The sequence below is a fragment of the Flavobacterium hydrocarbonoxydans genome, assembly GCF_009789235.1.
GTDB lineage: Bacteria > Bacteroidota > Bacteroidia > Flavobacteriales > Flavobacteriaceae > Flavobacterium > Flavobacterium hydrocarbonoxydans.
Genome location: NZ_WSTB01000002.1, coordinates 92,974 through 108,220 on the forward strand (window position 1 = coordinate 92,974; position 15,247 = coordinate 108,220).

At 34.9% G+C, this 15,247-nt stretch carries 13 protein-coding genes; 9 read left to right on the top strand and 4 right to left on the bottom strand.

Translation table 11 applies throughout. The features are described from left to right. Positions 1–274: 274 nt before the first annotated feature. Positions 275–3,361: a leucine--tRNA ligase gene (locus tag GON26_RS03625; RefSeq protein ID WP_160373367.1), complete on the bottom strand. Its 3,087-nt coding sequence runs from the start codon at positions 3,359–3,361 to the stop codon at positions 275–277. A 173-nt stretch (positions 3,362–3,534) separates the two neighbouring features. Between GON26_RS03625 and GON26_RS03630 the strand changes: the two genes are divergently transcribed. From GON26_RS03630 to GON26_RS03655, 6 genes are all read left to right on the top strand, one after another. Further along, the gene (locus tag GON26_RS03630) at positions 3,535–4,410 is read left to right on the top strand and encodes a cell division protein FtsX (protein ID WP_160373368.1); all 876 of its coding nucleotides are present in this window, start codon (positions 3,535–3,537) and stop codon (positions 4,408–4,410) included. A 49-nt stretch (positions 4,411–4,459) separates the two neighbouring features. Further along, positions 4,460–4,702: a DUF3098 domain-containing protein gene (locus tag GON26_RS03635; RefSeq protein WP_160373369.1), complete on the top strand. Its 243-nt coding sequence runs from the start codon at positions 4,460–4,462 to the stop codon at positions 4,700–4,702. A gap of 99 nt (positions 4,703–4,801) precedes the next feature. Further along, positions 4,802–5,611 carry an undecaprenyl-diphosphate phosphatase gene (locus tag GON26_RS03640; RefSeq protein ID WP_160373370.1) on the top strand — a complete coding sequence of 270 codons (810 nt, stop codon included), beginning with the start codon at positions 4,802–4,804 and terminating at the stop codon, positions 5,609–5,611. 3 nt (positions 5,612–5,614) lie between these two features. Beyond that, on the top strand, positions 5,615–6,307 hold the full coding sequence (gene truB, locus GON26_RS03645) for a tRNA pseudouridine(55) synthase TruB (protein ID WP_160373371.1): 693 nt from the start codon (positions 5,615–5,617) through the stop codon (positions 6,305–6,307). Positions 6,308–6,356: 49 nt separating this feature from the next. Further along, a complete protein-coding gene (locus tag GON26_RS03650; RefSeq protein WP_160373372.1) occupies positions 6,357–6,521 on the top strand; it encodes a hypothetical protein in 165 nt (54 codons plus the stop codon). Continuing rightward, on the top strand, positions 6,497–6,838 hold the full coding sequence (locus tag GON26_RS03655) for a type II toxin-antitoxin system RelE/ParE family toxin (RefSeq protein ID WP_160373373.1): 342 nt from the start codon (positions 6,497–6,499) through the stop codon (positions 6,836–6,838). Before GON26_RS03650 ends, GON26_RS03655 begins: the two co-directional genes overlap by 25 nt. Before the next feature lie 448 nt (positions 6,839–7,286). Here the strand turns inward: GON26_RS03655 and GON26_RS03660 are convergent, their stop codons facing one another. Then, positions 7,287–7,904: a thioredoxin family protein gene (locus GON26_RS03660; RefSeq protein WP_160373374.1), complete on the bottom strand. Its 618-nt coding sequence runs from the start codon at positions 7,902–7,904 to the stop codon at positions 7,287–7,289. Positions 7,905–8,093: 189 nt separating this feature from the next. On the opposite strand from GON26_RS03660, the gene pyrH reads away from it, so the two are divergent. The 3 genes from pyrH to GON26_RS03675 all read left to right on the top strand — a co-directional run bounded on the left by pyrH (position 8,094) and on the right by GON26_RS03675 (position 12,054). Then, positions 8,094–8,801, top strand: coding sequence for a UMP kinase (pyrH, locus tag GON26_RS03665; protein WP_160373375.1), 708 nt, complete (start codon positions 8,094–8,096; stop codon positions 8,799–8,801). A gap of 72 nt (positions 8,802–8,873) precedes the next feature. Continuing rightward, positions 8,874–9,437, top strand: a complete 564-nt coding sequence (frr, locus tag GON26_RS03670; RefSeq protein ID WP_160373376.1) for a ribosome recycling factor — start codon at positions 8,874–8,876, stop codon at positions 9,435–9,437. Positions 9,438–9,555: 118 nt separating this feature from the next. Beyond that, on the top strand, positions 9,556–12,054 hold the full coding sequence (locus GON26_RS03675; RefSeq protein ID WP_160373377.1) for a DUF5686 family protein: 2,499 nt from the start codon (positions 9,556–9,558) through the stop codon (positions 12,052–12,054). A gap of 209 nt (positions 12,055–12,263) precedes the next feature. Here the strand turns inward: GON26_RS03675 and GON26_RS03680 are convergent, their stop codons facing one another. Continuing rightward, the gene (locus GON26_RS03680) at positions 12,264–12,686 is read right to left on the bottom strand and encodes a hypothetical protein (RefSeq protein ID WP_160373378.1); all 423 of its coding nucleotides are present in this window, start codon (positions 12,684–12,686) and stop codon (positions 12,264–12,266) included. A gap of 158 nt (positions 12,687–12,844) precedes the next feature. Continuing rightward, positions 12,845–15,115 carry a cation:proton antiporter gene (locus tag GON26_RS03685; protein ID WP_160373379.1) on the bottom strand — a complete coding sequence of 757 codons (2,271 nt, stop codon included), beginning with the start codon at positions 15,113–15,115 and terminating at the stop codon, positions 12,845–12,847. Between the last annotated feature and the right edge of the window lie 132 nt (positions 15,116–15,247).

Sequence of the window (15,247 nt, forward strand, 5' to 3'; positions counted from 1 at the left end):
TATGTTTTTTAAATTGTTTTATTTTAAGAATAATCTACAATTTACGAACCATTTTTCTAAAATGCCAAAATGACACAGAACTTTAGATTTTAATTATGAATCATTTATAAAATCCCAAAGCAAAAACAAAAAATCACAACGAAAACGAATTGTTAAGAACCGCCACGAATTCACGAATTAATTTAAAAATTCGTGAATTCGTGGCGAAAAAAAAATCCCAAACCCCAATCGTAAAATTGGAATTTGGAATTTAAAAAGTTTGAAATTTATTTGGTTATCCAACCAAATTAATAATCTTCCCTGGAACGATAATCACTTTATTTGGTGTTTTACCATCCAATTGTTTTTGAGTTCTTTCGTCTTTCATGATGATTTCCTCGATTTGTTCTTTGGTTAAATCCAAAGGCAATTCAATCGTGAAACGCATTTTTCCATTGAAAGAAACCGGATATTCTTTATTAGTCTCCACTAAATGTTTTGCATCAAAAACCGGAAAAGCTACTGTAGCAATTGACTCTTTGTTTCCTAATTGCGACCATAGTTCCTCAGCAATGTGCGGTGCGTAAGGCGAAACCAAAATCGCTAACGGTTCAAGAATTGCTCTTGAATGACAGTTTTGCGTTGACAATTCATTCACACAAATCATAAACTGAGAAACCGATGTATTGAAAGAGAAATTCTCTATATCATCAGCCGCTTTTTTGATGGTTTTATGTAATGATTTTAAGTTGTCTTTTGTTGGTTCGTCGTTGTTTACGATTAAACCGTTATTTTCATCAAAATACAAACGCCATAATTTTTTCAGGAAACCAAATACTCCCGAAATTCCGGCAGTATTCCAAGGTTTTGCCTGCTCTAATGGTCCTAAAAACATTTCGTACAAACGTAAGGTATCAGCACCATATTCGTTACAAATATCATCCGGAGTTACCACATTGTATTTTGATTTTGACATTTTTTCGACTTCGCGACCTACAATGTATTTTCCGTTATCTTCGGTGATAAATTCTGCATTCGCGTAATCTTCTCTCCAAGCTTTGAATTTTTCAATATCTAATTCATCAGATGAATTTACCATTGAAACATCAGTGTGTATTGGTTGAAAATTATAATCAATACTCACATCTATATAATTGTCCTTACCAACAATTTCTTTTATTCTTTTTTCAAAACTAGTTTTAAGCTGATCAATAGCAGAATAAACTGATTCAGTCGCTGTTTCTTCATTAAGATCCTTAATTAAATTTTTAGAAATGAATACTGGAGACTTAGCAACCTCATTTTTTAAAATTTCATCAAAATCTGATGTATTAAAGTTTAATGTAAAATAATTTCTATAAACAAAAGCACTAGTTCCTAAAATCATTCCCTGATTAATCAGTTTTTTGAATGGTTCTTCGGTTGGCGCAAAACCTTTGTCTTTTAAGAATTTATTCCAGAAACGAGAATACAATAAGTGTCCGGTTGCGTGTTCGCTACCTCCAATGTATAAATCTACACTTTCCCAATATGCCAAAGCTTCTTTACTGGCAAATTTGTCTTCGTTGTGCGCATCCATATAACGCATCCAATACCAGGAACTTCCCGCCCAACCTGGCATGGTGTTCAATTCAAGAGGAAAAATTTCGTTATTATCAACCAAATCAGTATTGACAACTTCATTGTTTTTAGTATCCCAAGCCCAGATTGTTGCGTTTCCTAACGGAGGCAAACCATCTTCGGTTGGCAAATATTTCTCTACTTCTGGTAAAATAATTGGCAAATGTTCTACGCTGATCATTTTTGGCAAACCATTTACATAATACACCGGGAAAGGTTCTCCCCAATAACGCTGACGAGAAAAAACAGCATCACGCAAACGGTAATTTGTTTTTCCTTTTCCTTGGTTTATATTTTCTAATTCGGCAATCACTTTCTGCGTTCCCGTTTTGTAATTTAATCCGTTTAAGAAATCAGAATCTACTAACTGAAAACCTTCTTTGGCTCCAAAAGCAGCCTCAGAAATATCTTTATCAAAAATATTCTTGATTTCTGGCATTCCGTTTTGACCTTTGAAGAAATTAGCAAAAGCATAATCTCTCTCGTCTCCACAAGGAACCGCCATTACAGCGCCCGTTCCGTAACCTGCCAAAACATAATCACCAATCCAAACCGGAATTGGTTCTTTGGTAAAGGGATGTTCCGCATAAGCACCAGTAAATACGCCAGAAATGGTTTTTACATCGGCCATACGCTCACGCTCCGAACGTTTTGCGGTTTTTTCGATATACGCTTCAACCGTTGCTTTTTGTTCCGGAGTTGTAATTTTAGCTACCAAATCATGTTCTGGTGCCAAAGTCATGAATGTTACTCCGAAGATGGTGTCGGGTCTTGTAGTAAATACTTCTATGAAGGAGTCCTTAGTTCCTAGTCCTAAGTCAGCTTCACTTTGTACTTTGGACTCAGGACTAAGAACTTTAAACTTAACCATCGCACCAACCGATTTTCCGATCCAGTTCCGTTGAGATTCTTTTATAGACTCACTCCAGTCGATATCATTCAAACCTTGAAGCAAACGTTCGGCATAAGCAGAAATTCGCATACTCCATTGTGTCATTTTTTTTCTTATAACAGGATAGCCTCCACGCTCCGAAACGCCGTTAACAATTTCGTCATTTGCCAAAACTGTTCCTAAACCGGGACACCAGTTTACTTCGGTTTCTGCCAAATACGTTAATCGGTATTGTAAAAGGATTTTTTCCTGCTCGTCTTTTGAAAATGCGTTCCATTCGCTTGACGAAAAAGAAACAATAGCATCATCAGAAACTGCATTTACATTCGCATTTCCTTCTTTTTCGAAAATTGCAGTCAGAGTCGAAATGTCTTCGGCTTTATCTGAATCTTTATTGTACCAGGAATTGAATAACTGAATAAAAATCCATTGTGTATGTTTGTAATAATCCGGATTTGAAGTACGTACTTCACGGCTCCAGTCAAAAGAGAAACCAATTTTATCCAATTGTTTTCTATAACCCGCGATTTGTTTTCCTTCTTTATCAACTCCACCATCAATATTTACGCGCGTTGTATCTTCCGGACGCTGCCCTGTCTGAATGGCATATTGCTCTGCCGGTAAACCGAAACTGTCGTAACCCATTGGATGCAAAACATTGAACCCCTGATGTCTTTTGAAACGAGAATATACATCTGAAGCAATATAGCCTAGCGGATGCCCAACATGTAATCCCGCTCCGGATGGATAAGGAAACATATCTAAAACATAATGTTTTGGCTTTTCAGAATTATTTTTCGCAGCAAAAGTTTGGTTTTCAGCCCAATATTTTTGCCATTTCGCTTCGATTTCGTTCGGATTGTATTTCATTCCTGTTTTTTTATTTTAATTTAAATTGTAACCCTTCCAGGGTTCCAAACCCTAGAAGGGTTACATTTTGAGTGGCAAATTTACATTTATTGTACGAAATTTGAAACTTTGGCCGTTATTAACTTCATATAAAGAAATTCTTTATTATTTTTACCACATAATTTAAGCAAACTATGAGTTCTAACTTTGATAAATTTCAAAAACGCAGGTTAATTTCCTCTTATTTTTCAGTTGTATTAAGTGTTTTTCTGGTATTATTCCTTTTGGGCGTACTGGGATTATTCATTATTAATTCTAAAAAATTAGCAAATGATTTTAAAGAAAAAATCGCCATGACGGTTTTCTTTAAAAATGAAGCTAATGATAGTGTGATAAAAGCATTCAACACTGAATTGAAAAGAGTTCCGTTTGCAAAATCGTATGTTTATGTTACCAAAGAGAAGGCTGCGAAAGAACACACAGACATTATTGGCGAGGATTTTTTAACGTTTTTAGGAGAAAATCCATTGTTGAATTCGTATGATATTCACTTAAAAGCCGATTATGTAGAAAGAGATAGTATTGTAAAAATTGAAAGCCGTTTGCGCCAAAATACCATGATCGAAGATATTGTGTATGACAAACAATTGGTAAACTTAGTGAATGACAATATCAAAAAAGTAAGTATGTGGATTTTGATTATCAGTGGTTTCCTTGCGGTGATTGCAGTTTTATTAATCAACAGTTCGTTACGTTTATCTATACACTCTAATCGTTTCATTATTAAAACCATGCAGATGGTGGGTGCCACAAAAGCATTTATTCGTAAACCATTTGTAATGCGTAGTGTAAAATTAGGAATGTTAGGCGCAGGATTAGCGATTATTGCATTGATTGGTCTTTTACTTTATGTAGAAACTAATTTCCCTGGTTTAGGAATTTTAGAAGACAAAGTTCTGATTGGTTTAGTTTTATTGGCTGTTTTCGGACTTGGCGTTTTAATTACCTGGTTAAGCACACACTTTGCAACACAACGTTTCTTGAATTTAAGAACAGACGATCTTTACTAATTTTAGATTTTTGACTTTAGATTTTAGATTTAAAAAAACTTTATCATAAATGAAAAATAATACAGAAACACCAAAACAAGAATTTCTTTTTGATACTATCAATTATAAAATTCTTTTGGTTGGAATTGCCGTAATTGCAATAGGCTTTATCTTAATGTCTGGGGGAGCAAGTGAAGACCCTAATGTTTTTAACGAAGAAATTTTCAATTTTAGACGTATCCGATTGGCTCCAACTACAGTATTAATTGGTTTTGGAATCACGATATATTCTATTTTTAAAAAATCAAAATAAATAGATTTTAATCTTCAATTGTCATTCTGAGCAAAGTCGAAAGAATAACAATCTGATTCCGATAGCTATCGGGACTATAATCTACAATCTAACATTTACATGAATTACTTACAAGCAATTCTTATTGCCATTGTTGAAGGATTAACAGAATATTTACCTGTTTCTTCGACAGCTCACATGATATTTACAAGTTCTTTTTTTGGTATTCAGGAAGATGATTTTGTAAAATTATTTCAGGTTTCTATTCAGTTTGGAGCAATTCTGGCCGTTGTGGTTTTGTATTGGAAGAAGTTTTTTGACTTCAGTAAAATCAACTTTTACATCAAACTGGCTTGTGCTGTGATTCCGGCTTTAGTTTTAGGAAAAATATTCGATGATAAAATTGATGCTATTTTAGGAAACCCAATTCCGATTGCTATTGTTTTGATTTTAGGTGGAATTGTTCTGCTTTTTATCGACAATCAGTTCAAAAATCCCACGATTATTCACGAAGAAGATATTACTATAAAAAAAGCCATTACAATTGGTTTTTGGCAATGTCTGGCGATGATGCCGGGAACAAGCCGTTCTGCAGCCTCAATTATTGGAGGAATGCAACAAGGATTAGATAGAAAAACGGCTGCTGAATTCTCGTTTTTTCTGGCAGTTCCAACGATGTTAGCGGTAACCACTTATTCTTTGTTTTTAAAAACCTATGAAGTTTCGCAACTTAAAGGATACGAACTATTAACACAATCCAGCAACAATCTAAAGATGTTTTTGATTGGAAATGTAGTCGCTTTTATAGTAGCGGTTATTGCGATAAAATTCTTCATCGAAATTATCAAAAAATTCGGTTTTAAGCCTTGGGGCTATTACAGAATTGTAGCGGGAATACTTTTATTAGCTTATTTTTCTTTAAATAAATAAGATTTGAAAACGCTCGAAGAATACCTGAACGGACAAGTTTTACTGATTGACAAGCCCCTAAAATGGAGTTCGTTTCAAGCTGTCAATAAATTAAAATATTTACTGATTAACAAAGTCGGACTTCCAAAAAAATTCAAAATTGGTCATGCCGGCACTTTAGATCCTTTGGCAACTGGATTGTTACTGATCTGCACAGGAAAATTCACCAAAAGAATTACTGAGTTACAGGGTCAGGCTAAAGAATATACCGGGACTTTTTATATTGGAGCCACTACTCCATCGTATGATTTAGAAACCGAAATCGACGCTACTTTCCCAACAGAACATATCGATGACGCTTTGATCAACGAAACCGTAAAACAGTTTTTAGGCGAAATTGACCAAAAGCCACCTATTTTTTCGGCGATAAAAAAAGATGGTGTTCGTTTGTATGAGCACGCCCGTGCGGGAGAAACTATCGAAATTGCGAGTAGAAAAACTACGATTCATGAGTTTGAAATCACCCGAATAGCATTACCTGAAATTGATTTTAGAGTCGTTTGCAGTAAAGGAACCTATATTCGTTCATTAGCTTTTGATTTTGGAAAAGCAATGAATTCAGGTTCACACTTAACGGTTTTACGCCGTACTAAAATTGGCGATTACGATGTAAAAGACGCAATAGATGTTACTTTGTTTGAAGAATCGTTGCAATAATTCCTTACAAATACATTCGTTTTCAATACTTTTTGTTAACTTTACTATTATGAAGACAAAAAAAAATAACTCCGACAATCTTGCGACACCGGGAAAACCAATGTCTCAGAAAAAATTCGCTTCTATGATTAAAGAAGCTGAAGAAGGTGAATTTTTATCAATCGAAGAATTCAAAACTCGATTTGAAGCATGGAGGTTACAAAGAAAGAAGTAGTTAAATCCACTTATTACTATAAAGATATCCAAGCCATTTTTGAATACGGAGAATCTACATTTGGCGAAAGCGCCGCTTTAGGCTTTTTTGAAGAGATACTTTCTGATGTAGAAAAGCTCACATTACAATACTTACTCCATCCTGAATGTCGTCATCTTGAAACCAAGACTAAAAAATATCGAAATATCATTCTAGGATCTTATCTGATAATTTATCGAATAACCGAAACCAGAATTGAAGTTTTACGTGCTTTTCACGGAAGCCGTTCTCCCAAAAAAATCATTAAAACAAAGAAAATCATTATCGATTATAAATAATTATTTTCGTGATTTTAATACCGAATACATTAAATCGATAAATTAAAAAGAGTTTTTTTTTAGATTCAATACATAAAAAAAGCACATCACTTAAAGACAATAGTAATGTGCCTACTTCTAAATAAAAGTATTTTTATCTCATATTTAACCTTTTTAAATTAATAATGAGAAACGCTTTTTCCTCCGAATAAAAATCTTGAGAAAAAATCATAAAATCTTTCGAATAACTTTTTCATAATAGTGCATTTTTTAATCATTAAACATTAAATAAATACCTATAAGAATAGTAAATCAAAAATGAAACAGATAGAAGTGGGATAACATTACTAAGCTACAAAATTTTGAATAAAAAATATCTTTTTTATCTATTTTTTAACAATAAATCATTCAAAACCAGCATTTTAACTGATAATTATGTATTTCATCGGTTTCTTGTAAAAAACATAAATCACAATCTATTGTATTTAATGTTTTCCATAATTTCAACCAGTTCTTCCTGAACCGAAATTCCTTTATCAGCCAGATACCACAACTGCAAATCGGTTTTGATTTTCTCATCGATAACACCAAACTCTTTTTTATAATTGGTCATTAGATCCGTTGCTCCTTTTGGTCTTGGTCCCCAATGCGTGCGAACAATTCCGGCTTCTTTACAGATAACAATCACTTTTGGTATTGCCTTTCCGCCGTTTGTCAAATACTGATTCATAAATTCTTCATTTTCATCACGCAATACAATTCGCAAATCAATTTTTTTATTGGACTGCGCTGCCATTTTATTAAGTATGGGTAAAATTTGCGCCGCATCACCACACCAGCCTTCGGAGATTACCAGCCAGATATAATGATTCTTCAAATTTTGCAATTTCGCAATTACATCTTCAGAAACCGTAATGGTTTTCTCCAGACGGTTCATTCGTTTTTCATTCAGACTTGTGTAATGTGTGAGGTCTTCGGATTGGTCATTTCCGGTTGATTTTCCATCGGATAATAAATCGGAAACTAATTTTCGATATTCCGAATACGAATGACTGTTGAATAATGCTTTGGCTACGATACTTTTCATGTGGTTGAGTTTTGGATACTATAAAAATACAAAATATAAAACGACAGAAGTAAAACTTTTATTTGTTTCAGAAAATATTCCTCTTAATCTTTATAAATTTATAGCGAAAAAGAGCAGATAATTTTTTGAAAACATTATTTTTAAAAAACAGAATATGTCTATATTTGCACAAATTAACGCAACACACACATGAAATATAAAAGAATTCTTCTGAAATTGAGCGGCGAAGCCTTAATGGGTGATTTACAATACGGAATTGACCCGAACAGACTGGCCGAATATGCTGAAGAAATTAAGCAAATTCACAGTAAAGGAGTAGAAATTGCGATTGTTATTGGTGGAGGAAATATTTTTAGAGGCGTTGCGGGAGCAAGTGCCGGTATGGATAGAGTACAAGGCGATTACATGGGAATGCTTGCTACAGTAATTAACGGTATGGCTTTGCAGGGTGCTCTTGAAGACAAAGGAATGAAGACACGTTTGCAGACTGCTCTTAAAATGGAATCTATTGCGGAACCGTATATCAAGAGAAGAGCCGATCGTCATCTTGAAAAAGGAAGAATCGTAATCTTTGGTGCTGGAACCGGAAACCCTTATTTTACAACCGATACTGCTGCTGTACTAAGAGGAATCGAAATTAATGCTGATGTTATCCTGAAAGGAACCCGCGTTGATGGTGTTTATGATTCTGATCCGGAAAAAAATGCTTCGGCTGTGAAATTCGATTTTATTTCGTTTGATGATGTCCTTAAAAAAGGACTAAACGTAATGGATACAACTGCTTTCACTTTAAGTCAGGAAAACAAATTGCCAATCGTTGTTTTTGATATGAACAAAATTGGAAATTTATTGAAAATCTGTGAAGGCGAAAACATAGGAACTGTAGTTAATATATAATCTCAGTTAAATTTACAGTCAACTATTGGACTGAACTTAAAACTGAGACTAAAAAACTGAAAACTAAAAAAAATGACTGAAGAAATAGAATTTATATTAGATAGTACGGAAGAATCAATGAATGGTTCTATTGCGCATTTAGAAAAAGAATTTCTTAACATTCGTGCAGGAAAAGCTTCACCAGCCATGCTTGGAAGCGTTTTTGTAGATTATTACGGTTCAGCAACACCACTTTCGCAAGTATCGAAAATTAGTGTTCCTGATGCCCGAACTATCACTTTGCAGCCTTTTGAAAAAAACATGCTGCAAACCATTGAGAAAGCAATTATGATTGCCAACATTGGTTTTAACCCGATGAACAATGGTGACATGATCATTATTAGTGTTCCGCCACTTACTGAAGACCGTCGTAGAGAATTAGCAAAACAGGCAAAAGTAGAAGCTGAAGATGCTAAAATTGGTGTTCGTAACGTACGTAAAGATGCTAATACTGATATCAAAAAATTAGAAAAAGAAGGAACTTCAGAAGATATTTGTAAATCTGCAGAAGAAGAAGTTCAGAACTTAACAAATACTTTTATCAAAAAAATTGATGAATTACTGGCTGCAAAAGAAGCCGAAATCATGAAAGTTTAAAATCTTATATCATAAAAAAATAATCCGTTTAGTTAAAATATACTAGACGGATTTTTTTATTCTTATTTTTGCGTACGAAAATTAGAACCTTTGCGTTTTCCAAACTATATAACTCTCTATGAAGCTATTCTGTTTACTGACTTTGTTTTTTACGCTTTCCTTACAAGCGCAATTTCAGATAAACGGAATTGTAAATGACTCAAATAACAAACCACTCCCTTTTGCCACGATTACAACCTCTGACGAACATCAAACCATTACGGATGTTGATGGTAAATTTGTCCTGGAATCTAAAAAGGAGTTTCGTTTTTTTATTGTTTCTTATATTGGTTTTACCCCAAAAGTCATTAGTATAACCGACAACAGAAAATTCTACAGTATCGCTCTTGATGGTAAAACAGATGACTTAAAAGAAGTTATTGTATCGAATGAAAATCCTGCTCTGAACATTTTAAAAAGAGTAATTACCAATAAAAACAATAACGATCCGCAAAAAAAACTGCGTTCGTTTGATTATAAAACGTACAACAAACTGATTGTTACCGCAAATGCCGACTCTATAGGCAGAGGAATTGACTCTATTTTTGAATACGACAAGAACTTTGATAAACTACTCATTAAAATAGACTCTTCGAATTATAAGTTTAAAGAAATCATCAGTAAACAACATCTTTTCCAGACCGAAAAAGTGTCGCAGTACCAGTTTGGAGAAAACCGACTGAAGGAAACTATTTTAGGCAGCAAGATGGCTGGATTTAAACAGCCTGTATATGAGATTATTGCTTTTAACCTGCAGTCTATTTCGGTTTATGATTCGAAATACGAACTGTTCGAAACCAAATACAACAGTCCGATTGCGAATGATGCTGCTAAAGATTACAACTATAAATTACTCGATACGGTAGCTATTGATGGTCGTGAAACCTACATGATCTATTTTAAAAACAAAAAGAAAATCAGAGCCAGCGGACTGGAAGGAGTTTTGTATATCGATCAGGAGAATTTTGCTATTGCTAAAGCGGTTATGCGTATTAAAGGCGTATTAGACATTAGCGGGATACATGAATTTAAATACATTCCTGAGGAAAAAATCTGGTTTCCGGACATTACTACATTTAAAATTGTAAAAGGAAAGAATGATGATGATATTAAGATTTTAGGGGGAACCATTCAGTTTGACGGGGATGCCGAAGACTTTTTTGAGACGCGAAAAAAGAGCGCCACAGACTTCTCTTACTTAGTCTCTCAGAGTAATAACTTCGACATTCATTATAATACAAATTCCAGCATTAAAAATCCTTCTCTTTATATTGAAATTGAAGAAGAAGCCAGCAAGCAGCCTGAAAGTTTCTGGAAAGAATACCGAAAGGAAGATCTGGACCTGAAAAGCCAGAAGACGTATTTGTTACTGGACAGCCTTTCTATTAATAAAAGAATAGAAAGCCGGCTTCGTTTTGGAAGAAAAATCATAAACGGTTACATTCCTGTAGGCCCTATTGATTTTGATTTGAAAAAACTGGTAAGTTATAACAACTATGAAGGCTTTCGTCTAGGACTTGGAGGAATTACCAACGATCGTTTCTCTAAAAATTTCAGAATTGAGGGGTATTCCGCTTACGGGACCAAGGATGGTGCTTTTAAGTACAACCTGGGCGCTGGTGTACAGCTTGGAAAAACGACCAATACCTGGCTGAATGCTTCCTATACGGATGATGTTCGGGAGATTGCGAGTACTACTTTTGCTGTTGACAAGCGTGTTTTTAAATTGTATGACCCGCGTCCGATAAACATTAGTACTTTTTATCAATATACGAGCTGGAAAGCGAATGTACAAACCCGAATTATTCCGAAGACGGAAGCTATTCTGGAGCTTTCTCGCACTGCTGTCGAACCCAAATTTGATTATCTCTTTAATCTGGACGGAAAATTATATTCGAGTTATGTGATGACTACGGCGATGATGTCGATTATGTGGGCACCGTTTAGTAATTTCATGCAGACACCTACAGGTCGAAATGAATCGGAGAAACGTTTTCCGCGCTTTACTTTTCAATACACACAATCTTTGCCTAATGTTCTGGATAACGACTTTGCCTTTGGTAAAATTGACTTTAAAACAGAATATGAAAAGAATTATCTGAACGGGCAGAAAACCAGTCTGCTTTTGCAGGGCGGACTTGCCATAGGCGAGGTACCCATTACCCATTTGTACAATACGGCTCCGAATAACTTAACTAAGGAAACCATTATACAGCGTATTACTTTTGCCGGAAGGAACAGTTTTGAGACGATGTATTTTAATGAATTTTTCTCCAGCGAATATGTTCTCTTTCAGATAAAGCATGGTTTCAAAAGAGTTCAGCTCTTTAAGAAGGTAAATCCTTTGATTGTACTGGTTTCCAGAGCAGCCTGGGGAAACATGAAGAATCCTGAACACCATGTAGGCCCAGAATACAAAACACTGGACAAAGGTTACTTTGAGTCCGGTATTGAACTGAACAAAATCTACAAAGGTTTTGGATTGGGGGGATTCTATAGATATGGACCGAATCAGCTATCCCGATTTGATGACAATATTGCGGTTAAGCTGTCGTATGTTCTTGATTTAGGGCTCTAAATAAAAATTTCAATATTTTAAATTCCAAATTCGAATCATGAAAATTTGGAATTTTTTATTTTTTATTTTGACAAAATGACGCTTCATTTTGTTTTTACTCTACTCCTTTTACCTATAACAGCTATTCTTTTGAAAAACATCTCATCAGGTAATGCAATGCAAACCTCTCTTTTATAAAACCACACGGCAGTTTTACGAAACACATTACCTCATTTATAAATCATTTCGCTTCCTTTATAAAATACATCGCCAGATTTACGAAACCCATCGCCTCTTTTACGAAACACATCGCTAGGTTTATAAATGATATCGCTTACTTTACAAAAAACATCGACAGGTTTATAAATCATGTCGCTTACTTTATAAAGTATGTCGCTAAGTTTACGAAACACATCGCTAAGTTTACAAATCATGCAGCTTACTTTATAAAGTATATCGCTAGGTTTATAAAACACATCGCCTACTTTACAAAATAAATGATCTGTTTTACAAAACACATCGCTTATTTCTGCAAAGACATTACAAGTTCCCTCAAAAACCTTTCTTGTTTTCTCAGGTTTCTTAACTGTTTCTGAAATTAGTCTGCCATAATCATTCGCAGCAGCAGCTCTGGCTTTATGTATTTGATTCAATATTGCTTTTATCCCATTGGATATCACAAATAATGAATATGAATTTTGTCAGGAGTAAAGACTTCCCCTGAAAAACTTTTGGGTTTAAAAAGACAAATCCCAAATCCCAATCATTAAAAATTGGAATTTGGAATTTGAGATTTTAAGATTTTCTTTCTTTATGGCTTCAATATTAAAACGGAAGGCGTATTATTTAACCAGGTACTTTGTGACTCGATTAATTTTTTCCAACTGTCTAAACTAATAATCATTAAATTTTGTGTTTCTAAAAATTCCTTTTTAATAATCCTGTCATGCATAATCATGATATGATTAGGTGCAATTTGTTCGATAGACCGAATCGTTTCCTGAATCTCACGTGTATTTTTTACCTCGCCGCCCGCATCTAAAACCGTGATCTGCGAACCATTATTATTGATTAATTTCTTTGCATATTCAATAAGAAATCCATCTTCTTTACTAAATACCGGTATTAAAACCTGATTTACCTCCTGAAGTTCTTTATCTATAAAAATTCCAACCGGCATCTTGGTTTTGGCAATAATATGACGTGTTCTTTCATCAAAAGGAGAGTTTTCGAACAAGCCTTCCTTACCTGTAAACTTATCAATCAGACGATCCGGGTTTACAATTCGGGTGGTAAAACCCAGTATTTTCCCCAACAATGTTCCATCAAAAATAGATTGTCCTAAACCTACCAGCAACAAATCGTATTCTCCCTGATTTGCCGAGTCAATAATATCGGTATCAATATCATTGGATACTTTAAAAAGACTTACCATGTTTTGTTTCAGTCTTTCTGACTCTTCAATAACCGGAACCAGCATTTTGCGTTCGTGATCTTTTACATCAAAAGAATGAATCTCTGTACTTAAGGATAAATGCATTGCGGTAACAATCGAATTATCCGGTTGTTTTTTAACTAAACTGTTGGCTATTTTCAATAATTGCTTTCCTTTTTCAGGAGTAGCAAACGAAAGCAGAATTTTGTACTTGCTCTTATTTCCAATTTCCTGCGGGATGGCGGTGATTTTATCTTTAAAAATAAAACCTATAAAATCGAGAGCCGGACCCGTCATAAAAGTCGTGACTAACGCCATAATGACCATCATAGTAAAAATTTCGGTAGAAAGAACCCCTAGATCATACCCGATGTTCAGCACCACAAGTTCCATTAAACCACGTGTGTTCATCAGGGCACCAATGGCGAGACTGTCTTTCCAGTTTTGCCCAACAAATTTCGCTGCAAGTGCACTTCCAAAAAACTTACCTACCACGGCAACTGCGATGATAAGCCCTGTAATTTTCCATAATTCCGGATCATTCAGCAAACCTATCTGGGTACGCAATCCTGTAAATACAAAGAACAAAGGCAAGAGCACGATAATGGCTACATCTTCGACTTTTTCGATAAAAATATTTCGGAATTTATTGTTTTCAGGCATGATTGCTCCTGCTAAAAAAGCACCAAACAAAGCGTGAATCCCGATTAGCTCAGATACATAAGCAGAGAACAATAAGGTAATAAAGAAAATGGCCACTACAGGTTTGTTCAGACTTTCTCTGGTACTGTTTAAATCTCCTACACGTTTCAGGAACGGACGAACGACTTTAAGCATTACCATTACATATAAAATTGCCAATCCTATTACATACAAAGCACTGGTAAACGAACCCGCTTTTACGATAGCAATTACGACTGCCAGAATACACCATGCCGTAATATCATCGGCAGCGGCACAAGTAATGACAATCGTGCCTAGTTTTGTTTTTTGCATACCGCGTTCCTGCACGATTCTGGCCAGAACTGGAAAGGCGGTAATACTCATCGCGATTCCCATGAACAATCCGAAAGACGAAAATTCTACTCCAACGGGAGCAAATCTATGATAGATAAAATAGGCTAAACTTAAACCTAAAGCAAAAGGAATTACAATACTGGCGTGACTGATTACGACCGCTTCGTGTGCTTTATTCTTTAGTACTTTTAAGTCCAGCTCCATACCGATAACGAACATGAAAAGGATTAAACCAATCTGACTTAAAAACTGCAGGTTTCCTAAAGATGCTGCAGGGAATAACGCCGCTGAAAACTCCGGAAAATACATTCCGACCAGGGATGGCCCTAATACAATACCGGCAATCATCTCTCCTATTACGGATGGCTGTCCTATTTTTCGAAATCCCCATCCAAACAAACGCGCTACTAATATAATGGTAACAATCTGCGCTAATAAAATAGCTAAGGGATGCTGCAAGTTTTCGATCATTGAATGTGTAAAATCGTTCCAATGATTGCTTTCTATCTTTTTCTTAACAATCTGACGCCCTACTTCAAGAGCAGCACCCTTTGAAATAACCCAATATATCAGGGCTGTAAAACCACCAATAATGGTAACATAAAACAAGGAGTTCTTTATATTATTCATAACTCATTTTTTAATTTATTGGGGCAAATATCAGAAGTGATTTTTAAGCGGAAAAGTAAATTTAAAGCTAATTTTTGATGTATGTAACAAGTGAGGAAAAGTTTGTAATAAGTTGTGCGGTGCGACACAAAT

Coding starts and splice junctions, on each gene's coding strand:
- GON26_RS03625 (WP_160373367.1), bottom strand. CDS start 3,361: ATGAAATACAATCCGAACGAAATCGAAGCGAAATGGCAAAAATATTGG.
- GON26_RS03630 (WP_160373368.1), top strand. CDS start 3,535: ATGAGTTCTAACTTTGATAAATTTCAAAAACGCAGGTTAATTTCCTCT.
- GON26_RS03635 (WP_160373369.1), top strand. CDS start 4,460: ATGAAAAATAATACAGAAACACCAAAACAAGAATTTCTTTTTGATACT.
- GON26_RS03640 (WP_160373370.1), top strand. CDS start 4,802: ATGAATTACTTACAAGCAATTCTTATTGCCATTGTTGAAGGATTAACA.
- GON26_RS03650 (WP_160373372.1), top strand. CDS start 6,357: ATGAAGACAAAAAAAAATAACTCCGACAATCTTGCGACACCGGGAAAA.
- GON26_RS03655 (WP_160373373.1), top strand. CDS start 6,497: ATGGAGGTTACAAAGAAAGAAGTAGTTAAATCCACTTATTACTATAAA.
- GON26_RS03660 (WP_160373374.1), bottom strand. CDS start 7,904: ATGAAAAGTATCGTAGCCAAAGCATTATTCAACAGTCATTCGTATTCG.
- pyrH (WP_160373375.1), top strand. CDS start 8,094: ATGAAATATAAAAGAATTCTTCTGAAATTGAGCGGCGAAGCCTTAATG.
- frr (WP_160373376.1), top strand. CDS start 8,874: ATGACTGAAGAAATAGAATTTATATTAGATAGTACGGAAGAATCAATG.
- GON26_RS03675 (WP_160373377.1), top strand. CDS start 9,556: ATGAAGCTATTCTGTTTACTGACTTTGTTTTTTACGCTTTCCTTACAA.
- GON26_RS03685 (WP_160373379.1), bottom strand. CDS start 15,115: ATGAATAATATAAAGAACTCCTTGTTTTATGTTACCATTATTGGTGGT.